Source organism: Wolbachia endosymbiont (group A) of Udea olivalis (genome assembly GCF_964028365.1).
In the GTDB taxonomy this organism is placed as follows: Bacteria; Pseudomonadota; Alphaproteobacteria; order Rickettsiales; family Anaplasmataceae; genus Wolbachia; species Wolbachia pipientis.
The window spans coordinates 74752-98002 of the sequence record NZ_OZ034773.1 but is presented as its reverse complement, the minus strand read 5'-3'; the positions used below and the strand labels follow the sequence as shown (position 1 = coordinate 98002).

The following is a 23251-nucleotide window of genomic DNA, read 5'->3' as shown; positions in this document are numbered from 1 at the left end:
GTCAAGCAAACGAACATTATAACAGGGAAACGTGGCTAAAAAACCACTTGACAAACTCCGCCAGCCCCCTTATCATAAACACTGAAGCTATTTATTTATCTTCTCTGTACAGATTAAATGACAAAAAAACTCACGTATCTGGCGTATCATGTTTAATTTTTTGCACTATGTGCACCTTATGTCTTATAAAATTTCTACCTACATAAGCTGAAACGCGCTTATAAAGCGTTTAAAACATAAAAAAACGCCAACTTAAAAAATGGATAGTGAATAACTAGCTACCCTAGGGTTTCTTTTGCCTTTTTTTCTGTTTAGTAAATTTCTTAACGTTTATAATTTAGATTAGTTGCGGTTTAAAAGTAGCTGAATCGCGGTTATTAAGTGTTTAGAATAAAAAAACGCCATACTTGAAAGTATAATGTAAGTAATTAGCCAATCATGGGGCTTTTTTTGCCTTTTTTTTCGTTTGGTAAATTTCTTAATGTTTATAGCTAAACGACAACCGTCATCCCGCTGCTTGTTAGCGGGATCTATGCTAAGAGATACCGCGGATGAATCGCGCGGTATGACGGTTCGTGGTGGCATCTCGTCATCCCGCTACGTGTTAGCGGCTAAGAGATACCGCGGCGGTATGACGTCTTAGCCATAGATTACCTGATCTCACCATCTTTCCGGTTGTTTTATACATAATTCTCGGATTTTGAAAGTTCACTTTGAATAAATTGCTCATATTCTTTATCCTCTAGTTCTTCAAAAATCTCAGGATAATGTTTACTGGAACGAGTAATTATTGAAATTAGCTCTTGCTTTGTTTTTCTTAGTAAAACCTTTCAAAGAGAGTCTGTTCATCTGGGCGCGCAGACGATCGATACTCCTTTCTATCAAGTGCAACCAAAGCAAAACCTGTTGCAGCCATATGCTTACATGGACCATAATACACAAATGCAGGACAGGAACATGTTCCACTCAAAAGAGGACCATCGTGCTTTAGTGTTACTCGATATACATTTGATCCAACTACCTTTGATTTAGCTTGAGATTCATTAACAGATATAATCTGTACCTTTCTTTTGTCAAAATAATCCCTTCCTCTGGAGCGGTAGGGTTCTTTGATAAGACCTGTGATATCTTTATAATACAGTCTCATTTTTACCTCCTTTAAAACCCTCAATTTTCTAATATATCCTTTCTTCCATAAAAATTTATTAACTCACCACAACTTTTATATGGCCCTGCGGACAATTTTATAGTGCTATAGCTAACTCAAGAAAGGTTTCCCTACGTCATACCGCGATTCATTCCATAACTGTATGAACATTCATTTTTGAAGGTAAATTGCACAGCAAATGGTGTCATGAAAGTAGCTGACACTGGAATCCAGCCTTGCCGTAATCTCATCAAGAACGTTGTGTTTTAACATAAAACGGCTACTTTTATACTTACCAACTTAATAAAATTCCTGGATCCCAGTGGGCTTTGTTGCATCGCTACTTATGAAAGGCTAACTATAATTAGGATTATAAGCAACCTATTGAAAATCTTGTTTTTTTGCAATCAATCTGATCAAATTTAAGAATAGTAATTTATTATTTATATTAATAAATTTAATTCTATTGAAAATAGCTAAAGCATTGAAATTCTTGAATTTTAGCCGGATTAGTGAGTGGTAGTGAAATTTCTTTTACTCAAATTTAGGTATTCACTGACCGTTCTTGTTATAAATACCAGAATAATAAGCTACTGATATTCTCCACCTTTTTTATCTTTAATCCATTATAGCTAGCGATGCAACAAAGCCATCCCAGTGCTTGACACTGGGATGACAAGAAGAGGGTACTTGGATAAGAGGCATTGCCCTCCTGGTAGGCCCAAATTGCAATGTCCGTACAGTTATGGATTCATTCGCGGTATAGATTCCGCTAATGAGTAGCGGAATGACGAATTTGTTGTTTTTCAAATTGTAGGTAAACCTAAGCCACTTTAGCTATATATAATAGAATTTCGCTTTCTACTATCTTTCCAGTTGTTTTATACATAATTCTCGAATTTTGAAAATTTGCTCCATATCTAATTTCTCACTTGTATAAAATTTGTTTTCTTACTTCGAGACCTAATCTACCACAACTTTTATATGGCGTTTCTTTCCTGCAGATAATTTTATAAATGGCTGATCTTTAAAGCTTTCGAAATTTATTACATGATCAATATTGTTTACAACATTATCATTAATCTTGCATCCGTTGCCCTGTATTAAACGCTTTGCAGCGCCTTTTGAAGGTTCAAAACCGGTGTCATGTAGTAGGTCTACTAAGGATATGCCGCTTGCAACTTGTTCTTTTTTTATGATGTAATCAGGAAGTAGTGAGCTATCTTCATTCTCAAAAGCAGAAATTGCAGCAAATTGTGCAAGTTCCGCTTCTTTGTCACCATGACATATTTTTGTCACTTCTGTTGCCAAGACCTTTTTTGCTTCATTTATTTCTTGATCCTTTAAAGACTCTAATTTTCTAATCTCATCAATTGGCACATCAGTGAGCAATCTTAAAAAACGTCCAACATCTTGATCATCAACGTTGCGAAAATATTGCCAGTAGTCGTAAGGCTTTAGCATATTATCATCAAGCCACACTGCTCCACTTTCAGTTTTGCCCATTTTTTTTCCTTGTGCATTTAATAAAAGAGGCATGGTAAGGCCAAATAGCTCAGGTAAATTCAACTTTTTTCCAAGTTCAATTCCGTTTACTATATTTCCCCACTGGTCTGACCCTCCAATCTGCAGACGACAATCATATTTTTTGTTTAATTCAATAAAGTCGTAAGCTTGCAATAGCATGTAATTAAATTCCAGAAAGCTTAAGGTTTGCTCTCTATCCAGCCTGGTTTTCACACTATCAAAACTTAGCATACGATTTACAGAAAAATAAGCTCCTATATCACGCAAAAAATCTATGTATTTTATGTTATCCAACCAATCTGCGTTATTTACTATCATTGCACCAGTCTTGCTGTCATTAAAAGACACCATTTTCTCTAATATTCTCCTTATACTGGATGTATTTTGATTGATGTTCTCTACAGGCAAGATGCTTCTTGCTTTATCTTTGAAGGATGGGTCACCAATTTTTGTTGTGCCACCTCCAAGTAAGACTATCGGCTTATAACCAAATTTTTGTAGGTGACAGAGCATCATAATCTGAATTAGGTGACCAGCATGAAGACTTGGTGCTGTGCAATCAAACCCAATGTATGCAACTATATAATTGCTCTGCAATAATAATTGATCTAGTCCTTCAATGTTTGTGCATTGGTATAGGTACCCTCTTTCTTGGATGAAATTTAAAAATTCAGATGCGTGTTTCATTTTATAAACCCCAGTCTATCCTGTCATTAATGCTGAAGGTAACCCTAATAGAGAAGCCAGTGCCCAGACACTGGAACTTAATTATAAACAAGCACACTATACAACGTTTTCGATGAAATTGCATGAAAAACTGGATTCCAGTGTCAGCTACTTTCATGACACCACTACCTGTGCAGGAGTTGCCTTCAAAATTACAACGTTTGTGCAATTGTGTACCAGCTATCTGGATAATCAATTCCATAACTCTTCTATTTTATAATACTCCCTTACTTCCGGCCTGAATATGTGAACCATTATGCCTTGAAAATTCAAAACCACCCAATTGCCTTCATCCATACCTTCTACATCTATTTTATCATGTGGCTTGAGGCTTTTTATTACGTGCTCAGCTAAAGCTTTAACGTGACGGCTTGAATCACCAGATGCAATAATCATATATTTTGCAATAACGGTTTTATTCTGCACATCAAAAGTTACTATATCATGACCTTTATTTTGATCTATTATCTCTTCAATTGTACTTCTTATCGATTTCATATCGCTAAGCATTGTTTACAGGTTATATGATTCATTTATAATTATATACTCAAAATTTCTAAATATGAACTATTTTCAACCGTTAAAAAGGTGTTACCTGCATCTATTTTATCATCATGTTTTTAGCATGTACAATGTATATACTTTTATGTATAATTGAGAATAGCTTTTTACTAGTATTCATTATGGGCAAGACTCTCATCTACTTAATCGGCTTTCCAGGTAGTGGTAAGTTTACTACTGCAAAGGAACTGTGTAAAATCATTGATGCGGTGATAGTAAGCAATAATCTATTCAATAATATTATATTTGATATTGTTAAATTACAAAACGCTGAAGTTCCAGATGACCTATGGGAAAAAATTTTTGCAGTTAGGGAAAATGTATTAGCAATACTGGAAAAACACTACGTAAAATCAAAACATTATATATTTACAAATGAATTGATAGAGGGTGATCCCTATGACCAAAGATTATATAACTCAGTGGTAAATTTAAGTAAAAAAATGGACATGGAAATTTTTTCTGTAGTATTACATTGTAATAATGAAAAACTAGTAAGACGTGTCCAATCAGAAGAGAGATATCAGGAAAATAAAATTACTGATCCGGATTTTGCTATAAAGAAAATTGAAGGGAAAAGGCTATTTATACCTGAGGGTTCGCTTGAAATTGATAACTCGAACTTGAGTGCAAAGGAAGTTGCAAAGAAAATTGTTGAAGAGATGAAGAAAGAAAAAAATGGAAAATTAATTAAAACTTCTGTAACAAATCATTTAAAAACAGAGCGTACTCGTGGTTGAGCAGAAAGATAAGTACCGTCCTTGTGTTGGCATAATGCTATTTAACAGACAAGGACATGCCTTTATTGGAAAACGCTTTGATAGCGATTCTTACTGGCAGATGCCACAAGGAGGTGTTGATGATGGTGAGGAACTGGAACAAGCAGCGTTACGTGAGTTGCTAGAGGAGGTTGGTACTAATAAAGTAAAGGTTATAACTAAAAGCAAGGATTGGATATACTACAACTTGCCTGAAGAAGTTATACCAATATGCTGGAATGGAAAATATTCTGGTCAAAAGCAAAGGTGGTTCTTAATGAAGTTTTGCGGAGAGGATGAGGACATTGATATTAATTATACTGGTCATCCAGAGTTCAAAGAGTGGCGTTGGCAAGGTATAGATAGTTTAGTAGCCAGTGCTATATCATTTAAAAAAGAAGTTTATAAAACAGTGATAGAAGAGTTTTCTTCTATAATAAAAGCCTCAACAATAAGCTCATGATAGTAGATTCTCATTGCCACTTGATTTATTTTTCTGACGATGAAATACCAAAAGTAATTTCAAGGGCAGAGCAAAATGGTGTAAAGGTTTTGCATAACATATGCGTAAGCATTGACGATGTTCCTAAGTTATTAAAAATTTCTTCATCCTATGATCAGGTCTACTCCTCTGTTGGTATACATCCGCTTGATGCTGCTATAGAAAATGGTGAGTGTATACATGTTGATGAATTAGTTGAATTTACCAAGAACCAAAAGGTAATTAGTATCGGTGAAACCGGGTTAGATTTTTATAAATCTGACAACAAAGACAATCAGAAAAAAAGTTTTGCATTACATATAGAAGCGTCAAGAATAACTGGACTACCTTTAGTTATTCACACAAGAAGCGCTGATAATGAGATGATCGATATGTTAAGGTCAGAAATGAAAGCCGGTGCTTTTAGTGGAGTAATGCACTGCTTTGCTTCCTCTAAAGAACTTGCTTATCAATCTATAGATTTGGGGTTATGTATTTCATTTTCTGGAATTATTACTTTTAAAAATGCGAGCTTACTCAGAGAAATTGCACAAAATGTACCACGCGAGCGTGTTTTAGTCGAAACTGATGCACCATATCTATCACCTGAGCCTTATAGGGGAAAAAAGAATGAACCAGCAATGGTGAAATACGTTGTTGATTGTTTGGCAGAGTTGTGGAATGAGTCACCAGAACAAGTAGCGAAGGTAACCACAAGCAACTTTTTTAGGCTGTTTGAGCTATAAAGAAGTTCTATAAAACCATTAATTTGCTTATGAACCTAAAGATTTCACCAGCTCTCTCACCGAGTTTACAGACTTATTAAACATTTCTTGTTCACTATCATTCATTTTAACTTCTAGGATCTTTTCAATTCCGTTTTTTCCAATAATTACAGGAACACCAATAAACAACTCTTCTACACCATATTCACCATTAAGGTAAGCAGCACATGGTAATATGCGCCTCTTATCTTTTAAATATGATTCTAACATGCATATAGCTGAAGATGCAGGAGCGTAGTATGCAGATCCAGACTTAAGCAGATCAACTATTTCTTTACCGCCATTGCGAGTGCGTTCAACTATTTCATCGACTTTTTTCTGTGTGATAAGACCCATATCGATAATTTGAGTAAGTGGAACTCCAGCAACTGAAGCACAATTGATTAGTGGTACCATAGTGTCGCCATGTCCTCCAAGCACAAAAGCAGATATATCTTCAACTGAGATATTTAACTCACTTGCAAGAAAGTAACGAAAACGGGAAGAATCAAGCACTCCTGCCATGCCAACAATCATATTAGTTGGAAGGTTTGAAAATTTATGCACCACTGAAACCATGGCATCCAAAGGGTTGGTAACCACTATTACAAACGCGTTTGGAGAATATTTTTTAATATTTTCGCCAACCTCCTTCATTACTTTAGCATTGGTTTGCAGGAGGTCATCCCTGCTCATTCCAGGTTTTCTAGCGATGCCAGCGGTTATTATAATTGCATCGGAGTTTTTTATATCTTCATACCTATTTGTGCCAGTAATATTGACATTAAATCCATCAATAGGGGATGATTCTGCTATGTCGAGTGCTTTACCTTGTGGTATTCCATCACTAATATCAAGTAAAACAACATCACCGAGTTCCCTTAGTGCAATCATATGGGTGAGAGTTCCACCGATATTTCCTGCACCGATTAAAGATATTTTTTTTCTTTGTACTGTCATTTTCTACTCCTTTGTATTTACTTTTATGGTTTTACCTTCCCAAGGCGATAAGCTATCAAACATACGAAAATCTTGCGGTAAATCTATAGGATTATACACAACCTTTTTTGTCTCTATATCATATCTTACTTCCTCATAACCAGTGAGAGGGAAATCTTTTAACATTGGATGACCTTTGAATCCATAGTCTGTTAGAATCCTACGCAAATCAGGGTGATCAGAAAACTCTATTCCATACATATCAAACACTTCACGCTCAAACCACAAAGCCGTACTAAATATCTTCGCTACACTTGGAGGCATGTCGCTTTCACATAACTGAAGCTTTATGTGTACTCTAATATTATGCACAATGCTGAGCAGATTGTATATTAGCTCGAAACGCTTCTCTCTATTTGGATAGTCAACCCCAAAAATATCAACTAATAGTTCAAACCTACACTTTTCATCATCACGTAGAAAGAATAGGTGCTTTTCAATTTCATCTAAAGTTGAATATATTACAATAATGCCATCATCTTTTTGAATGCACTCGCATTTGGTCTTTTTTTGTATATACTTTGCAGTTTTATCCATTCCGAGTCCGTTTTATTTTGTTTTGTAGGCATAGCATTCCATATAGCAACGCCTCAGCGGTTGGTGGGCATCCAGGGACATACACGTCAACTGGCACAATTCTATCACAGCCTCGGACCACTGAATAAGAGTAATGGTAATAACCACCACCATTTGCACAACTTCCCATGGAAATAACATACTTCGGGTCTGCCATTTGATCATAAACCTTGCGCAATGCTGCTGCCATTTTATTAGTTAGTGTGCCAGCAACAATCATCACATCTGATTGACGTGGGCTTGCACGAAACATTATACCATATCTATCAAGATCATAACGGCTGGATGCAGTATGCATCATCTCAACTGCGCAACATGCAAGACCAAATGTCATTGGCCACAATGAACCAGACCTTGCCCAATTCATTACATAATCTGTTAAATCACCAAATTTAGTGACAAGAAACCCTTCTTTTTTATAACGACCCCAGTCATCATTAGATAGAATTTGATTTGTCATAAACTACTCCCACTCTAATGCACCTTTACACCATTCATAGATAAAACCTATAGTGAGTATTGCAAGAAATACCATCATAGACCAAAATCCACCATAGCTTATCTTAGATAAAGAAACAGCCCAAGGAAAAAGAAAAGCAATTTCTAAGTCAAATATTATAAATAATATTGAAACTAGATAAAATTTAATGTCAAAATTTTTTCTTGCACTGGATAGTGGATTGAAGCCACACTCATATGTGGAAAGCTTTTCACCATCTGGCTTACTCACTGCAAGAAACATAGGCAATATACCTAAAGCAAAAGATACTACAATTGATACGCAGATAAAGATTACTATGGTTAAATATTCGCTCATTTAACAAAACATATAACACTATGAGTTTACATGCTTTCCTAACTTTTTACCACCTAAAATATGCACGTGAAAGTGTGGTACAACCTGCTCTCCATTTTCACCGTAGTTAGTGACTAATCTATATCCTGTTTTTTCTAGATTATATTTGTGTGCTATCTCTCTTACAGTTTTGAAGAAATCCGCTATTTCCTCTTCAGGAGCTTTTAGAATGAAATCATCATATGAAATATATTGATTTTTTGGTATAACTAAAATATGAACTGGTGCGTCAGGGTACTTATCATGAAAAGCTAGTACATTTTCATTTTCATGTACCTTCTCACAAGGTAACTCACCTCTTAATATTTGAGCAAAGATGTTATCGCTATCATAAACTTCATTGCTCATATTTTAAGAGCGACCTTTCCCTCTTTCTTCGTTTTTCTCTACATTAGGTGTAGATAGTGGTTTTATCGCTTCACCAGAAGCATCTTCAAGATTTAAAGAGCTTACAAGTTCCCTTACTTTTACCATGTCCTGCTGTTCTTTCAAAAAGGGTTCTATTCCACTTACCCTTTTTCCAGTAATAACTCCTGGTTGTAAGTGATACATATCCCCAGGAACAGTTAGACTATGATGTCTTTCCTCTATTTTTTTAGCTTCACTCATAATACTCCCCTATAACTTATTTTTGCATTCCACAACTTTGCGACTTACCTGGCTTTATAGCTTCTTGCGCCCATTTTTTCTCACCTGAAGCTATAGTTTCTGAAGGCTGACCAACATCAGACTTCACAACTTTGTCTGATGACTGCTTTTGATTATCATATTCCTTATACAATTTTTCTGCAATACCATTCAGCAATTTTAAGTCTGTATGAATTTTAAATTCTCCACCAGTAATTCCTGCCAGCTTCTTAAGGTCGCCATTAATGCTATCAGCAATTCCTTGAAGAGCAAGCTTTTTTATCTCCTCTGGACTCTTTCCTTTATTTTTAGAGTCAGTTTTAATGTCTTCAATTATTTTTTTAACATCAACTTCAATTACAATTTTATTTTCTTCTCTAAAAATAGTTACATTCGGTAAATCTTTTTTTATTTTATCTAATTGCTCTGGGCTCAAATAAGGTATATCTCCCGTAAGAGTCCTTGATGCTAAAAAACTTACCTTTCCTGTCCCTTTCTTTTGCTCTGTTATTTGTACGCCAAGATCCTTACTAGCTTGTGTGGTTTTTATGGGTGGATCATATTCTTCATGTGGGTTGCCAATAATAGAACGCCCGCCATTTTTTATGTCGTGCCGCATTTCATCCCAGGACTTAAACCAATTCTTTGGCCATATAGGGTATATTGCACCCTTGACTAGGACTTTTACACCTCTACCCAGAAAACTCCCTACTCCCGAAGCTGCATTACCAACTTTAGCTAGTATAGAAGTAGATTTTTCATTTTCTCTTGTTAACATACATACCTCCAAGGTACTTTCTATAACTAAATACATTTTAATTATAGACGAAAAAATTTAAACTTCTATATCCATTATAAGATAGAATTATAGGGATTGCAACCATTATTTGCACATTGTCTAAAACATGTAGTATTCTCGCTACTTTTATTGTTCAATTTATTATAAAGAATACTCTAAATTATGTTTAAATGGAACACAAATAATATCATTGATGCAACTGGCGGAAGAGACGTAAATGGTTGTAATTGGATACATAGCTCAAATATTTCAACGGACACAAGAAGCATAAAAAAAGGTGATTTATTTATTGCACTCAAGGGAAGGAATTTTGATGGCCATAATTTTTTGCATGAAGCGTTTTTAAAAGGGGCTGTCGCTGCAATAGTAAGTGAGGGTAAATATAAAAATTTCCCTCTCATTATTGTACAAGATACCCTGAAAGCTTTGCACGATATGGCATCATACTACATTAGAAATGTTCTTATTGACGCTAAAGTTATTGCAGTTACAGGCAGTGTCGGAAAAACCACTACAAAGGATATGCTACACACTGTTTTATCGCAATATGGAGTGTCCCATGCAAACGAAGGTAACTTAAATAATAATATAGGGTTGCCTTTGACAATTCTAAAAGCTCCAAAAAACTGCCAGTACTTAATCCTTGAAATGGGAATGAATAAAGCTGGTGAAATAAAAGAATTATCAAAGATTAGTAATCCAAATATTGCAGTTATTACCAACATCGAACCTGCACATACTGAAAATTTTTCATCACTATTTGACGTTGCACAAGCGAAGTTAGAAATTCTGTATGGTATGAAAAATAACGGTACTTTGGTTTTAAGCAGAGATAATAAATATTATGATTATCTCTCATCACACGCCAATAGAAATGTAATAAGCTTCGGTAAAGATAAAAATGCTGAAGTTTGTTTACTAAACTTAATAAGAAACGATGAATCTTCTGTCATTTCAGCACTATCTTCTGTCATCCCAGTGCTTGACTACTTGGATCCAGGAAGTTCAATTGCAAATGAGCATATCAGACGGTTGTATAATAAAGACTGGATTCCAGCGTCACGCGCTGGAATGACATCAAACCGAGTTGCTAATAGATTAAGTTTAAAAATCAGGCTGAGTGATAATCAAATTATAAACTGTAATTTACGTGTACAAGGTGAGCATTTTGCTTATTCGCTACTTGCTGTTGCAGCAGTTGTGCAAAGCCTCGGACTTGATTTATCAAAATTACCACTTGCACTTAAGAATTTTAGTGTAGCGAAAGGTAGAGGCAATATTCATAAGATCAAATACAATAGAAAATATATACATTTAATTGATGACTCCTATAACGCCAGCCCTGCTTCGATGAAAACTGCAATAAAAACTTTGAGTACATATTCTAATCAGAGAAAAGTAGCTTTGCTTGGTGATATGTTGGAACTTGGTGATGAAAGCATAGAGTTTCATACAGATTTGGTTAAGATTATCACAGAAAATAATATAGATAAAGTTTATACAGTTGGTAAATTTATGTTAGAATTGCATGAGCTTTTGCCAGATAATATAAGAGGCACGCATTTTAATGATTCTAATCAATTGAAAAGTGATTTAGCTAACATTATTCAGAATAATGACGCAATTCTAGTTAAAGGCTCACGAGGAATGAAAATGGATCTTATTGTACGGGAATTCGTAATAAAATATTAAGCGAAATCATTGTATTAATTTACAGTAACAAATTATTAGGAACTTTAATTGTGACAAAACGTGTAATTATTTTTGGTGGAACGGGGTTTATAGGGAAACACATCGTAAGACGCTTGGCAGCAGAAGGATATTTAATAAAGATATTCACTCGTAATCAGGAAAAAGCTGCTTGTTTAAAATTGTGTGGCAATTTAGGACAAATATCAATATTTAAAGGCGATTTTTTTGATGAAAAATCAGTTCTGGATGGTATGGAAGAATGTGATGTAGCTATAAACTTAGTGGGAATATTATATGAAGCAAAAAAGCACGATTTTTACGCTGTTCACGTTAAAATAGCTGAAAGGATAGCAAAAGCTGCAAAAATGAAAAATGTACCTATGATGATACATTTTTCTGCTATGGGAATAGAAAATAGCAAGTTGTCAAAATATGCCAAAAGTAAATTGGAAGGTGAAAAAGCTGTAACTTCAGCATTTCAAGAAGCAATAATAATTAGGCCAAGCCTTGTATTTGGTAAAGAAGACAACTTCTTTAATAAATTTGCAAGATTAGCAACTATTCTTCCTTTCTTACCACTAATTGGCAATGGAACAACTAAATTTCAGCCAATATGTGTAACAGACTTAGCTGAAGTGGTATATCGTATTATCAGTTTTAATAAGCAAGACAAGAAAATTTATAACATGGGTGGACCAAAGGTTTACTCTTTCAAAAGCTTATTGAAGTTTATTCTGAATGTTACTAACAGAAAGTGTTTGTTGGTCAATGTATCTTTTCCAATGGCAAAGTTAATAGCTTTCTTTTTAGAAAATAAAATTATTTCTATGCTGCTAAAACCAATAACCGGAGATACGAACCCTATGCTTACTCAAGATCAGGTGAAAGTTATGATGAATAGTTCAATCGAAAAGTCAGTTGACCTTGAAACAATGAAGGTTCGACCATTAGCAATTGAAAATGTGGTGCCAGAGTACTTGAAGATTTATAGAAAGTATTGATAAAAGAGTGTGCCCGGTGGGATTCGAACCTACGACCCACAGCTTAGAAGGCTGTTGCTCTATCCAGCTGAGCTACGGGCACACAACATATATAAAATGCTTCTTAGTACAAGTGAAGTCAAGTACTTCGTGTGAATATGATGTTTATCTTGCGACACCTTGTCATTGCAGTTGTGTGTCGCGCGCTGCCAAAATTGGATGCGAGAAGTCTATTTATTTTAGAAAATATTATATAGAAACTTACTTGACACCCTTCGCCAGCGCCCTTATCATGATAGTGAAGCTATTGTATTTGCTTTCGCCAATCTGCAGATTAAAAGGTAAGGATTACTTAATGTATCGGCGTCTTATGTTCAATTTTTTGCAGTATATAGATACTGTATGTCTTTACAAAACTTCATCTACATCTAGATTTTTATCTAAATAAGCTGAACGCGCTTATAAAGCGTTACAAGACATCAAAAAATGCCAATACTCGACAGAGATAGTAAAAGACTAGCTAACTCGGGGATTCTTTGTCTTTTTTTCTGCTTAGTAAATTTCTTAAACATTTGCAGCGTAAGTTAGTTGCAATTAAAAGCGGCTGAATCTCGCTTGTCAAGCGTTTAAAACATAAAAAACGCCAATATTTTAAAGCGGATAATAACCCCAGGGTTTCTTTTGCCTTTTTTTTCATTTGGTAAATTTCTTAATATTTATAGCTAAACAACAACCGTCATCCCGCTACGTGTTAGCGGGATCTATGCTTTGAGATACCGCGAATGAATCGCGGTATGACGGTGTAGATGATGGTTAAGTAATTCGTCATCCCGCTGCTTGTTAGCGGGATCTATGTTAAGGTATAGTAGGGGATCTATGCTTTGAGATACCGCGAATGAATCGCGGTATGACGGTGTAGATGATGGTTAAGTAATTCGTCATCCCGCTGCTTGTTAGCGGGATCTCTTGTTAGCGCCGCGGCGGTATGACGTAGGATTGTTGTCATTCCGCTACTTGTTAGCGGCTGAGATACCGCGGCGGTATGACGGTTCGCGGCGGCATAGTAATTCATCATCCCGCTGCTTGTTAGCGGGATCTAGAGATACCGCGACGTCTCACCTATAGCCTTCAGTGCTCCTTTTTTTGTCATCCCAGCGTCACGCGTTGGTTTCAACATTATATCATGAACTTTCTAAAATTCATTGAACTGTGCTTTCAAACGGTAGTGCCGGGGTGTGAGTATAACGATTATCAGTATATAAAAGTCATAGCAGATAGGCTGGAAGCAGCGAGCGCTGGTGAAGTGAAACGAATAATATTCAATATGCCTCCGCGCTCGATGAAGTCCATGTGCATAAGCGTTGCGTGGCCCGCATGGATACTGGGAAACCAACCAACTGCGAGAATAATAGTTGCAAGTTATTCTCAGCGGCTCAGCGAAAAGCACTCGCTCGACACCAGGTGCGTGATGCAGTCTAGTTGGTATAGAGCGCTATTTCCAGAGATAGAACTATCCAAAGACCAGAATACCAAATATAAATTTCAAACAGTGCAGAGAGGATACAGAATCGCAACATCAGTTGGTGGAACACTAACTGGTGAAGGTGGTGATTTTATCATTGTGGACGATCCGCTCAGTTCTGCTCAAGCTTTGAGTGAAACGCTTAGAAAGCGTGCCACAAACTGGTTTGATCAGACTTTAGTAACCAGGCTGAACGATAGAAAAAAAGGAGTCATCGTTCTTGTAATGCACAGGCTACACCAGGAGGACTTAACTGGACACCTTCTCTCCAAGCCAAAAAACATATGGCATCATATTTGTTTGCCAATGATTTCTGAAAATAAGCAGGTTATTTATTCAATCAAAAAGCCAATACCTCCCGTTCCTATCATCCGAGTAGCTCAGCACTGTGCGACCAGGCGATTATATAATAAACCAGCGTCACCTGTAAGGATATTATATTCAAGAGAAGAAGGTCAGTTGTTATATCCCCTCGATGGAGGAAAAGAAGAAGTTGAGATAATAAAAGCTGAACTTGGGAGTTACGCTTTTGCTGCTCAATATCAACAAAACCCTCTGCCGCTTTCAAGTGGTATAATTAAACCAGAGTGGTTGAAACGCTATAAAAAATTTCCTGATAACCTCTCGCATATAACACAAAGTTGGGATACTGCGGTTTCAACAAGTAACATGAGCAACTTTAGTGTCTGCACCACCTGGGCAAAAATAGATAATAAATTCTATTTACTCGACGTATATCGCGCAAAGCTTGAGTATCCAAAGCTTAAAGAACAGGTTTTGTCACTAGCTGCAAGATGGACGCCACACGCAATTTTAATCGAAGCAAAAACAAGTGGTCAACAATTGGTGCAAGAGCTAAAGACAAACAGTGATTTACCGATTATTGAAATAGTGCCACATGATGACAAGCTCACTCGATTTCATCAAATTGTTCCGATTATAGAGTCTGGCAAGGTTTTTCTGCCACATCAAGCAGTATGGCTGAACGATTTTGAGTATGAGATTTTAATGTTTCCTGAAACGCGCCACGACGACCAAGTGGACAGTACCGTGCAATATTTGCAGTGGGTGAGAAACAGTACCTCCAGGGTTGCAGTTATACGAGCATTGTGATTTGAGTCTACCAGTACTGGGATGACAGCTAGGAGACAACCGTCATCCCGCTACTTGTTAGCGGGATCTATGCTAAAAGATACCACGGCGGTATGACGTAGAACTGCTGCTTGTTAGCTGATGAGATACCGCGAATGAATCGCGGTATGACGGTTCGCGGCAGCATGACGGTAAGCTCGTCATCCCACTACTTGTTAGCGGGATCTCTTGTTAGCGGATGAGATACCGCGAATGAATCGCGGTATGACGTAGGACTGCTGTCATTCCAGTGTCAGCTACTTTCATGACACCGTCTACTTTGTAAAATTCACAAGAACCATTAAAATATTTTTTTACTTTTCATTGTATATTTCTCAACATATTATCTTTAAGTACTAAAATAATTAACAATATGGCATTATTAATAGTTGAATCACCTGCGAAAGCAAAGACAATAGGTAAATATTTGAGTAAAGAGTTCAAAGTAGCTGCATCCTTTGGACATGTGAGGGATCTTCCAGCAAAAAACGGTTCTGTCGATCCGGATAATGATTTTGCTATAAAGTATGAAACCATTGAAAAAGCAGAAAAGTATATAAAAGAGCTAGTAAAAGCCGCAAGCAAAACATCAGATATATATCTTGCAACAGACCCAGACAGAGAAGGGGAAGCAATGGCTTGGCATGTGATAGAGACATTAAAAGAAAAGAAAGCAATCAGTAATGAAAACAACATTTATAGAGTAGTCTTTAATGAGATAACAAAAAGAGCAGTACAAGAAGCAATAAAAAATCCACGTGAAATTAATATGGATTTAGTGCGTGCACAACAAGCACGTAGAGCTTTGGATTATCTAGTTGGATTTAGTTTGTCACCACTGCTGTGGACAAAATTGTCGGGAAGCAAGTCTGCAGGGCGAGTGCAGTCTGTTGCATTAAAGATTATATGCGAACGAGAAGATGAAATTAGTAAATTTATAACACAGGAGTATTGGAGCATAAAAGCAGAAATGCAAAATAGCAAAGATGAGGCTTTTTTTGCTATGCTAAGCCACTATGACAATAAAAAGCTAGAAAAATTTGATATTAAGAATGAAGAAGAAGCAAAGAACTTAGTCAGGGAGATTGAATCAAGGCAATATGCTGTAAGCACAGTAGAACGCAAGCAAGTTAAGAGAAACCCGCTTCCTCCGTTTATTACTTCAAGTCTTCAGCAAGATGCAGTGAATAAACTGTATTTTAATGTGAAAAGTGTTATGCGCATAGCGCAAAATTTATATGAAGGTATCGATATTGGTGGTGAAACTGTAGGGTTGATAACTTACATGCGTACAGATGGGTTTCATATTGCAGATGAGGCTATAAACTCAATTAGAGGGTCAATTAAGTCATTATATGGTGATAAATATTTACCGCAGTCTCCTCGTAAATATGTAAAAAAGGTCAAAAATGCTCAAGAAGCACATGAAGCAATTCGTCCAACTGATATCAATAGAACGCCGGGTAGTATTAAGGATTACTTAACGCCAGAGCAATTTAAATTGTATGATTTAATCTGGAAAAGGACCATTGCAAGTCAAATGGAGTCGGCGATTCTTGATCAAGTGGTAGTCGAAATTAGTTCTACTGACCAGAAAGTAATTCTGCGAGCAAGTGGATCAAGTATATTCTTTGATGGTTTTTATAGAGTCTACCAAGATAACATAGAAGCCGAAAATGAAGGCCTGCTACCTGCCATGAAGGAAGGGGAAGCGTGTAAGCTGATTTCAGTTGAGCCAAAACAACATTTCACTCAACCGCCACCTCGTTATAGTGAAGCAAGTATCGTAAAAAAAATGGAAGAAATCGGTATAGGTCGACCATCAACTTATGCAACAATTATTTCGGTATTACAAGATCGTGAGTACGTTTCATTGGATAGCAAAAGGTTTATTCCAAGCAGCCGCGGTAAAATCGTTACTATATTTTTAGAAACTTTTTTTCAGCGTTGTGTAGAGTATGATTTCACAGCACAAATGGAAGAGAAGCTTGATTTAATTTCAAATGGACATGCAGATTGGAAAAAAGAATTAGGCCACTTTTGGGTGCCATTTTTTGGTCATGTAAACTCTGTCAAGCAAATGACGCATGATGAAGTTTTCAGCGGCATTCACGATTTGGTAATCGATTGGTTTTGTTCAGAAGAAGGAAAAAAAGAGGTGAATACAAAATGCCCTGCTTGCTCTGATGGCATATTGAAATTGAACTTTGGAAAAGCCGGGGTGTTCCTTGGATGTTCTAATTATCCTGAATGCAACCATACAAAAGAAATTACGGGCAGTAACGACAATTCAGAATATCCAAAAAGTTTAGGTATAGATGATATAACAAACCAAGAAGTGATGATCAAAAAGGGTCCTTTTGGACTTTATCTGGAGTTTAATAACGAGTTAAAAAAGAAAAAAACGGTTTCCATACCAAAAGATATAAATGTTAATGAGATTGATCTGAGCACCGCTACTCAGTTACTTTCCTTGCCAAAAGTAATCGGAGAACACCCTGAAACCGGAAAGGAAGTAAAAATAGGCCTTGGGCGATTTGGGTACTATATTTTCTATGATGGTAGATACTTTTCTCTTAAGAAAAGCTCCAAAGAGGTGCTGAATAGAGAATTGAGCGAAGTTGTACAAATTATTGCAAACAGTCCATGCAAAGAGTTAAAATCTCTCGGGGTTAATGAAAAGGGAAAAGAAGTTTTTATCTGCAACGGTAGGTACGGATTCTATATAAAATGCGGTAAAACAAACGTTGCTTTGGGCAAGAGTGCAGATATTGAAAGTATAGATCTGGAGAAGGCTTTAGAGTTGATTAAGAATAAGAAGTAGACTTTTATTGAAATATTAGGTAAAGTTAAAATATACTCTAATAATGCGGTGGGATAAATGATATTTTACACACAGGGCGACACTCCAGCTTTATGTAGGTTAGATTACACGGATGTAAGTAAGTTAGTAGGCATACCAAATATCACAAGACTTGATTTAACTGAGTGCAAGATTAGTGTTGAAATTGTAAAAGAATTAGCTGAGCTTATAAATCTTACTTCACTTCATTTAGGTAAGTGCAAGATTAGTGTTGAAGTTGCAAGAGAATTAGCTAAGCTTATAAATCTTACTTCACTTGATTTAAGTGAGTGCAAGATTAGTGTTGAAGCTGCAGGAGAATCAGCTAAGTTCACAAATCTTACTTCACTTAATTTAGCTGGGCACAAGATTAGTGTTAAAGATGCAAAAGAATTAGCCAAACTTACAAATCTTACTTCACTTCATTTAGGTAAGTGCAAGATTAGTGTTGGAGTTGCAAAAGAATTAACCAAACTTACAAATCTTACTTCACTTCATTTAGCTGGGTGCGAGATTAGTGTTGAAATTGTAAAAGAATTAGCTAAGCTCAAAAATCTTACTTCACTTCATTTAGCTGGGTGCGAGATTAGTGTTGAAATTGTAAAAGAATTAGCTAAGCTCAAAAATCTTACTTCACTTCATTTAGCTGGGTGCAATATTGGTGTTGAAGTTGCAAAAGAATTAACCAAACTTACAAATCTTACTTCACTCAATTTAATTGGTTGCAAGATTAGCAATGAAGTTGCAAAAGAATTAGATAAACTCAAAAAAAATCTTCCTTCACTTAATATAATTGGTTACAAGATTAGCGGTAAAGGTGCAAACGTAAAATTGCAGGATGAGGTATCAAACTCGCAAGAAAAACTTAAAAGCAGTAGCAAATACTATATTTGTGGAGCAACAGTTGGTTTAGTTATTGGTCTAGTTGCAGCATATTGTTTAGGGGCTGCTGCTTTAACTCCTGTTGGTGTTTCTGTTGCAGCGTTTATTGCATCTGCTGTGGTTGGCGCGTTACTCGGAGCTGGGGTGGGTTATGCTGTGAGTACATATCTTGAAAGCACTGAATTAAACAATATGCAACCACGAAGGAGTTGTTGAAGATCCGTGTTAAATTCTAGTACAGGAGCTTTTTTCTAATGCTAAAGTTTACAGTTGAAACAAACCACCTGGCCACGTGGAACTGATTTCAGTTTATCAGTTGAAACTTGATTTGAGCAGAGTATGCATTTTATTGTGTTGCTTGGAGTAAGTGAGTTATCAACAGCAATTCTATCATCAAAAACAAAACACTCACCTTCCCAATTATCATTTTTATTATGAGTTTTTTCGAGGTAAGAAAGAATGCCGCCTTTCAGGTGGTACACATCGTTAAATCCAAGATTTTTCATGTACGCTGTTGATTTTTCGCATCTAATTCCACCAGTGCAGTACATAGCTACTTTCAGGTCTTTACTCTCAGAAAATGACTCTGTCCACTGAGGAAACTCACGGAAACATTGTGTGTGTGGATTAATTGCATTCTTAAACTTGCCTAATTTCACTTCATACTCGTTTCGTGTATCTATTACTAAAACGTCAGGTTGAGAAATAAAATCATCCCAATGCTCTGGATCAACATATTTACCCTTCAGGGAAATATCAAGATTGCTTACACCAAGATTCACAATCTCTCTTTTTAATTTTACCTTCATCTTGCTAAATGGTTGATATTCTGCTGCACTCTCTTTCCATGTAAGGTCCCTTAGCCTATAATCAGAACGTAGAAAATCGAATATTTTATCAATTGCGTTTCTTTCACCAGATATTGTTGCATTAACACCCTCTTCTGCAAGGAGTATAGTGCCCTTTAACTCAACGTTGTTGCATGTAGCTTTTATTTCGTCTTTCATGTCATAATAATTAGAAAGTTCTACAAAATGATAGAAAGTTGCAATGACGAAGCTCATGATTATTCACTTATCAACTAAAAACATGATATACAAAATTATAAAGATATTCAATAGTACGGCTGTTAATTACTGGATATCTTCAGTTTTTACATATAACATTTTAATATAAAATATAGATTCAAATTAATGTTTTTAAGAGTATTTAAAAATATATTCTTATTTCTAGTAAGTATATTATTCGTCTGTCCAATATTATCATTAATATCAATTCTATTTACAGATACAGCAAATTCCGGATGGGTAATCAGCACACTTTTCCCTGAATATATACTGAGTACGTTAATTTTGATGATAGGAGTGGGGGGAATATCTTTCATATTTGGAGTAATTCCAGCGTGGCTCACCACATTTTTTTCATTTCCTGGAAGTAAAATTTTTGAGATTGCTTTGTTCTTTCCGATATCGATTCCTGGATATATAGTAGCGTTCGTCTATGTAAATACACTAGAATTTTCAGGTCCAGTGCAGAGCTCATTAAGAGACATTTTAGAGTGGAGCAAAGGTGACTATTGGTTTCCTGAAATAAAATCCCTAGGTGGTGGAATATTAGTAATGGGATTTAGTTTATATCCATACGTTTATATGTTAGTCCGCTCAAGTCTAAAGAATGTTAGTAACTCAGTCACTATTGCATCAACACTTGGGTTCTCCTCATTGAAGAGCCTGTTTTCTGTCATCATACCCTCCATACGCCCATCGATTATAGCTGGGTTGTCTTTGGTACTAATGGAAGTAATTACAGATTTCGGCACACCACAGTTTCTTGCTATCGATACTTTTACGACGGGAATATATCGCACCTGGTTTTTACTGCATGACAAATATTCAACTACTGTTTTAGCAGTTGCAGAATTAATTTTCGTTGTGATACTAATAGCTATCGAAAAAAAACTACAAAAAAAAGGAATATCTTACTCTTCAATCAATACCAATTCAGATTATCACAATAAACGGAGTATAAGTGGCGCTATACCGTTGATCTTTGCTTATCTTATGTGTGTATTGCCGATATTAATAGGTTTTATTTTGCCAATGATTCCGCTCATATATTGGAGCATAGAGAAGGGGTTTTTCATATACGAAGCAAGATTCTATAACATAATAGCAAATAGCATTAGTTTATCATTTATCACCGCATTAATCTCAATTAGCATTGCAATAATGATTGGATATACGGCGCGTAAAAATAAGGTAATCAACAATATAGCGCGTCTCATTTCTTTAGGCTACGCAATTCCAAATGCAATTATCGCAATTAGTATAATAATATTTTTAAGCAGAATATCCTCTTTCATTACTCAATATGTTGTGGAAATTAGCTTAGTAGGAACTATTGGCGCATTAGTTTACTCATATTTATTCCGTTTTTTTGCTATATCTTTCAAGGCGGTAGAGTCAGGGCTCAAAAAAACACCAAATGAAATTGAGTGGACTGCATATACCATGGGTCACGGACCTATTTCCACATGTTTGAATGTTCATATCCCTCTCATCAAGAAGAGTATATTATCGGGATTTTTGCTCGTATTTATGGATACTATCAAAGAGCTCACAGCAACACTCATTATAAGACCATTTAATTTTGAAACTATATCAACTAGAATATATGAACTTGTAAGCGATGAGCGCTATAGAGAAGCTGCCCCATTTTCGTTAATAATAGTTATAATAGGCTTAATCTCTACAATAACCTTATTTACACTTGATGATAAGGATAAAAAATAAACGTAACTGTTCACAGATTTCCACTTAATTCTTCAATCTCACTAATAGAAAGGCCAGTAAACTTAACAATAGTGTTGACATCAACATTATTAGCCAGCATTGCTTTTGCGACTTCAATTTTCCCTTCAATTTTCCCTTTCTCTATACCTTTTTGTATACCTTTCTCTTCAGCAAGATCAAGTCTGTATTCAAGAATAGCTTCTTCTTTGCGTAGATCCATTATCCTTTCTTCATAGGCTACTAAATCTTTTTCGTTCCAACGAAACTTGTCTAATTCATCATATGCTAGCTTTATTATTGGCGCTTTTTCTGCTATCTCTTTTAAGTCCTCTTCTGTTGTTTCTTCTGCGTATTTAAAAAAGAAACACCACCTTTCTACTATACTTTCTAACTGCTCTACTTTATTTTTTGCGAATTTAGGCAACTCAATAAAGACAAACTGAAAATCTTTTAAGTAATGGCCGTTAGTTTTTATATCACGTATATTGTGAGTAGAAATATAATCAACTTCTTCAGGAAGTAAGTTACAATTTGATATAGCAATAAAGAAGACTTTCTTTAAATCAATGTAGTTGCCAGATTTATCTAATTGTCTTGAGTAGGCTTTAGCAGCATAGAGTTGTGCGCGCTTTTCAAAGCCCTTGTCTCTAGCGAGCTGCATTTCTGCTATATATCTATTTCCGTGAGAATCCTTGCAGAGAACATCAACAATACTTTGTTTATCAGAGGCAACTTCGGGATCCATAATAGTGCTAAGAAACTCAACTTCTTGTATTGCATTTATCTCAGTAAACCCTAAAATATCGTTCAAAAAGTGGGTCAGGATATTCTTATTTTTTTCCGTTCCAAAGATTTTTTTGAAACACAAATCATTGCGAGGATCGAGAAATTTTGAAAGAGCCATAGCCAAAGTGCTTAAAAATATTAATAATTATACACTATTATTAACAATTATTCAACCATATTTTTGAAGATAGCTATAGCTAACACGTCATAACCGCCACGAACCGTCATACCGCGATTCATTCGCGGTATCTTAGCATAGATCCCGCTAACAAGTAGCGGGATGACGATTGTGTATCGTGCTTTGCTAAAAATCACAGAATGCAGTCTGGTTACAAATAAACTATTTTGATAGTTAATGGGGTCTAGTTTTGACGTATGGACTATCCAAAGAAAAGGGTGGTATCATAACCTCAAAAATTTTTATGCTTTCTTCATTCAGAAATTCATACTTACCCTGCATTATTCCTGACGGTGCATTTAAGTATGTTCCACTTGTGTATTTGAATACCTCTCCAGATTTTATCACAGGTTGTTCTCCGATAACACCAACTCCGGCAATTTCATTTACTTTTCCCTTATAATCTATTATTTGCCAATGACGACTTAACAATTGAATAGTTGATTGGCTTTTGTTTTTTATCTTAACGTTATACATCCATACATAGCAATTTTCATAAGGAATGGATTGCTCTTCAATATAAATTGGTAAAACTGTAACTTCAACAAAGTTGGTAGTTAGTGTGTATTCTAGAATCATTATAGAATATTCATGATAAAAAGATAGTATCCTAATTATATACTTT

22 protein-coding genes and 1 tRNA gene are annotated in these 23251 nt (G+C 35.8%); 9 read left to right on the top strand and 14 right to left on the bottom strand.

Annotated features, from left to right (window positions below):
* Positions 1-817: 817 nt before the first annotated feature.
* From ABWU32_RS00460 to rsfS, 3 genes are all read right to left on the bottom strand, one after another.
* Complete coding sequence (locus ABWU32_RS00460) at positions 818-1147, bottom strand: SWIM zinc finger domain-containing protein (protein ID WP_007548583.1); 330 nt, start codon at positions 1145-1147, stop codon at positions 818-820.
* Positions 1148-2110: 963 nt separating this feature from the next.
* On the bottom strand, positions 2111-3361 hold the full coding sequence (gene tyrS, locus ABWU32_RS00455; RefSeq protein ID WP_007548582.1) for a tyrosine--tRNA ligase: 1251 nt from the start codon (positions 3359-3361) through the stop codon (positions 2111-2113).
* 231 nt (positions 3362-3592) lie between these two features.
* Positions 3593-3910, bottom strand: a complete 318-nt coding sequence (gene rsfS / locus ABWU32_RS00450) for a ribosome silencing factor (protein WP_015589391.1) — start codon at positions 3908-3910, stop codon at positions 3593-3595.
* Positions 3911-4083: 173 nt separating this feature from the next.
* Here rsfS and ABWU32_RS00445 point away from each other — a divergent pair, with 173 nt between their 5' ends.
* The 3 genes from ABWU32_RS00445 to ABWU32_RS00435 are packed head-to-tail and all read left to right on the top strand — an operon-like array spanning position 4084 to position 5946.
* Positions 4084-4701: an AAA family ATPase gene (locus ABWU32_RS00445; RefSeq protein WP_141456671.1), complete on the top strand. Its 618-nt coding sequence runs from the start codon at positions 4084-4086 to the stop codon at positions 4699-4701.
* Entirely contained in the window at positions 4694-5182 is a 489-nt protein-coding gene (locus ABWU32_RS00440) for an RNA pyrophosphohydrolase (RefSeq protein WP_006279569.1), read from the top strand. Before ABWU32_RS00445 ends, ABWU32_RS00440 begins: the two co-directional genes overlap by 8 nt.
* On the top strand, positions 5179-5946 hold the full coding sequence (locus ABWU32_RS00435) for a TatD family hydrolase (RefSeq protein WP_006280340.1): 768 nt from the start codon (positions 5179-5181) through the stop codon (positions 5944-5946). The genes ABWU32_RS00440 and ABWU32_RS00435 overlap by 4 nt, the downstream gene beginning before the upstream one ends.
* Positions 5947-5973: 27 nt before the next feature.
* Here the strand turns inward: ABWU32_RS00435 and mdh are convergent, their stop codons facing one another.
* Genes mdh through ABWU32_RS00400 form a run of 7 tightly spaced genes read right to left on the bottom strand, consistent with a single transcriptional unit; the run spans position 5974 to position 9800 of the window.
* Positions 5974-6924, bottom strand: coding sequence for a malate dehydrogenase (gene mdh / locus ABWU32_RS00430; RefSeq protein WP_007548577.1), 951 nt, complete (start codon positions 6922-6924; stop codon positions 5974-5976).
* A 3-nt stretch (positions 6925-6927) separates the two neighbouring features.
* The gene (locus ABWU32_RS00425; protein WP_007548576.1) at positions 6928-7500 is read right to left on the bottom strand and encodes an NADH-quinone oxidoreductase subunit C; all 573 of its coding nucleotides are present in this window, start codon (positions 7498-7500) and stop codon (positions 6928-6930) included.
* Complete coding sequence (locus ABWU32_RS00420) at positions 7493-7999, bottom strand: NuoB/complex I 20 kDa subunit family protein (RefSeq protein WP_006279574.1); 507 nt, start codon at positions 7997-7999, stop codon at positions 7493-7495. Before ABWU32_RS00420 ends, ABWU32_RS00425 begins: the two co-directional genes overlap by 8 nt.
* 3 nt (positions 8000-8002) lie before the next feature.
* Positions 8003-8356 (bottom strand): NADH-quinone oxidoreductase subunit A, encoded by a 354-nt coding sequence (locus tag ABWU32_RS00415; protein WP_006279576.1) that lies wholly within the window; start codon positions 8354-8356, stop codon positions 8003-8005.
* Between the two features lie 18 nt (positions 8357-8374).
* Positions 8375-8743 carry an HIT domain-containing protein gene (locus ABWU32_RS00410; protein ID WP_015589394.1) on the bottom strand — a complete coding sequence of 123 codons (369 nt, stop codon included), beginning with the start codon at positions 8741-8743 and terminating at the stop codon, positions 8375-8377.
* 3 nt (positions 8744-8746) lie between these two features.
* On the bottom strand, positions 8747-9004 hold the full coding sequence (locus tag ABWU32_RS00405) for a hypothetical protein (RefSeq protein WP_006279579.1): 258 nt from the start codon (positions 9002-9004) through the stop codon (positions 8747-8749).
* A gap of 16 nt (positions 9005-9020) precedes the next feature.
* On the bottom strand, positions 9021-9800 hold the full coding sequence (locus tag ABWU32_RS00400) for a hypothetical protein (RefSeq protein WP_015589395.1): 780 nt from the start codon (positions 9798-9800) through the stop codon (positions 9021-9023).
* A 183-nt stretch (positions 9801-9983) separates the two neighbouring features.
* Between ABWU32_RS00400 and ABWU32_RS00395 the strand changes: the two genes are divergently transcribed.
* Both ABWU32_RS00395 and ABWU32_RS00390 read left to right on the top strand, forming a co-directional pair.
* On the top strand, positions 9984-11513 hold the full coding sequence (locus ABWU32_RS00395) for a UDP-N-acetylmuramoyl-tripeptide--D-alanyl-D-alanine ligase (RefSeq protein WP_015589396.1): 1530 nt from the start codon (positions 9984-9986) through the stop codon (positions 11511-11513).
* A gap of 50 nt (positions 11514-11563) precedes the next feature.
* Positions 11564-12514: a complex I NDUFA9 subunit family protein gene (locus ABWU32_RS00390; protein WP_015589397.1), complete on the top strand. Its 951-nt coding sequence runs from the start codon at positions 11564-11566 to the stop codon at positions 12512-12514.
* A gap of 8 nt (positions 12515-12522) precedes the next feature.
* Here ABWU32_RS00390 and ABWU32_RS00385 read toward each other — a convergent pair.
* Positions 12523-12596 (bottom strand) — tRNA-Arg (locus ABWU32_RS00385).
* A gap of 1080 nt (positions 12597-13676) precedes the next feature.
* Here ABWU32_RS00385 and terL point away from each other — a divergent pair.
* The 3 genes from terL to ABWU32_RS00370 all read left to right on the top strand — a co-directional run bounded on the left by terL (position 13677) and on the right by ABWU32_RS00370 (position 19086).
* Positions 13677-15128 carry a phage terminase large subunit gene (gene terL / locus ABWU32_RS00380; protein ID WP_015589398.1) on the top strand — a complete coding sequence of 484 codons (1452 nt, stop codon included), beginning with the start codon at positions 13677-13679 and terminating at the stop codon, positions 15126-15128.
* Between the two features lie 391 nt (positions 15129-15519).
* On the top strand, positions 15520-17970 hold the full coding sequence (gene topA / locus ABWU32_RS00375; protein WP_141456668.1) for a type I DNA topoisomerase: 2451 nt from the start codon (positions 15520-15522) through the stop codon (positions 17968-17970).
* A 57-nt stretch (positions 17971-18027) separates the two neighbouring features.
* Complete coding sequence (locus tag ABWU32_RS00370; RefSeq protein WP_353271520.1) at positions 18028-19086, top strand: leucine-rich repeat domain-containing protein; 1059 nt, start codon at positions 18028-18030, stop codon at positions 19084-19086.
* 41 nt (positions 19087-19127) lie between these two features.
* Here the strand turns inward: ABWU32_RS00370 and ABWU32_RS00365 are convergent, their stop codons facing one another.
* On the bottom strand, positions 19128-19934 hold the full coding sequence (locus ABWU32_RS00365; protein ID WP_265027903.1) for a rhodanese-related sulfurtransferase: 807 nt from the start codon (positions 19932-19934) through the stop codon (positions 19128-19130).
* Positions 19935-20063: 129 nt separating this feature from the next.
* On the opposite strand from ABWU32_RS00365, the gene ABWU32_RS00360 reads away from it, so the two are divergent.
* Positions 20064-21662, top strand: a complete 1599-nt coding sequence (locus ABWU32_RS00360; protein ID WP_015589402.1) for an ABC transporter permease — start codon at positions 20064-20066, stop codon at positions 21660-21662.
* Between the two features lie 10 nt (positions 21663-21672).
* Here the strand turns inward: ABWU32_RS00360 and ABWU32_RS00355 are convergent, their stop codons facing one another.
* Both ABWU32_RS00355 and apaG read right to left on the bottom strand, forming a co-directional pair.
* A complete protein-coding gene (locus ABWU32_RS00355) occupies positions 21673-22566 on the bottom strand; it encodes an Rpn family recombination-promoting nuclease/putative transposase (RefSeq protein ID WP_015589403.1) in 894 nt (297 codons plus the stop codon).
* 234 nt (positions 22567-22800) lie between these two features.
* Positions 22801-23202: a Co2+/Mg2+ efflux protein ApaG gene (gene apaG / locus ABWU32_RS00350; protein WP_174516854.1), complete on the bottom strand. Its 402-nt coding sequence runs from the start codon at positions 23200-23202 to the stop codon at positions 22801-22803.
* Positions 23203-23251: the final 49 nt, after the last annotated feature.

Excerpts from the sequence above, each read along its gene's own strand:
- ABWU32_RS00460 (WP_007548583.1), bottom strand. The coding sequence starts at position 1,147 with ATGAGACTGTATTATAAAGATATCACAGGTCTTATCAAAGAACCCTAC.
- tyrS (WP_007548582.1), bottom strand. The coding sequence starts at position 3,361 with ATGAAACACGCATCTGAATTTTTAAATTTCATCCAAGAAAGAGGGTAC.
- rsfS (WP_015589391.1), bottom strand. The coding sequence starts at position 3,910 with ATGCTTAGCGATATGAAATCGATAAGAAGTACAATTGAAGAGATAATA.
- ABWU32_RS00445 (WP_141456671.1), top strand. The coding sequence starts at position 4,084 with ATGGGCAAGACTCTCATCTACTTAATCGGCTTTCCAGGTAGTGGTAAG.
- ABWU32_RS00435 (WP_006280340.1), top strand. The coding sequence starts at position 5,179 with ATGATAGTAGATTCTCATTGCCACTTGATTTATTTTTCTGACGATGAA.
- mdh (WP_007548577.1), bottom strand. The coding sequence starts at position 6,924 with ATGACAGTACAAAGAAAAAAAATATCTTTAATCGGTGCAGGAAATATC.
- ABWU32_RS00425 (WP_007548576.1), bottom strand. The coding sequence starts at position 7,500 with ATGGATAAAACTGCAAAGTATATACAAAAAAAGACCAAATGCGAGTGC.
- ABWU32_RS00420 (WP_006279574.1), bottom strand. The coding sequence starts at position 7,999 with ATGACAAATCAAATTCTATCTAATGATGACTGGGGTCGTTATAAAAAA.
- ABWU32_RS00415 (WP_006279576.1), bottom strand. The coding sequence starts at position 8,356 with ATGAGCGAATATTTAACCATAGTAATCTTTATCTGCGTATCAATTGTA.
- ABWU32_RS00410 (WP_015589394.1), bottom strand. The coding sequence starts at position 8,743 with ATGAGCAATGAAGTTTATGATAGCGATAACATCTTTGCTCAAATATTA.
- ABWU32_RS00405 (WP_006279579.1), bottom strand. The coding sequence starts at position 9,004 with ATGAGTGAAGCTAAAAAAATAGAGGAAAGACATCATAGTCTAACTGTT.
- ABWU32_RS00400 (WP_015589395.1), bottom strand. The coding sequence starts at position 9,800 with ATGTTAACAAGAGAAAATGAAAAATCTACTTCTATACTAGCTAAAGTT.
- ABWU32_RS00395 (WP_015589396.1), top strand. The coding sequence starts at position 9,984 with ATGTTTAAATGGAACACAAATAATATCATTGATGCAACTGGCGGAAGA.
- terL (WP_015589398.1), top strand. The coding sequence starts at position 13,677 with ATGAACTTTCTAAAATTCATTGAACTGTGCTTTCAAACGGTAGTGCCG.
- topA (WP_141456668.1), top strand. The coding sequence starts at position 15,520 with ATGGCATTATTAATAGTTGAATCACCTGCGAAAGCAAAGACAATAGGT.
- ABWU32_RS00370 (WP_353271520.1), top strand. The coding sequence starts at position 18,028 with ATGATATTTTACACACAGGGCGACACTCCAGCTTTATGTAGGTTAGAT.
- ABWU32_RS00365 (WP_265027903.1), bottom strand. The coding sequence starts at position 19,934 with ATGAGCTTCGTCATTGCAACTTTCTATCATTTTGTAGAACTTTCTAAT.
- ABWU32_RS00360 (WP_015589402.1), top strand. The coding sequence starts at position 20,064 with ATGTTTTTAAGAGTATTTAAAAATATATTCTTATTTCTAGTAAGTATA.
- ABWU32_RS00355 (WP_015589403.1), bottom strand. The coding sequence starts at position 22,566 with ATGGCTCTTTCAAAATTTCTCGATCCTCGCAATGATTTGTGTTTCAAA.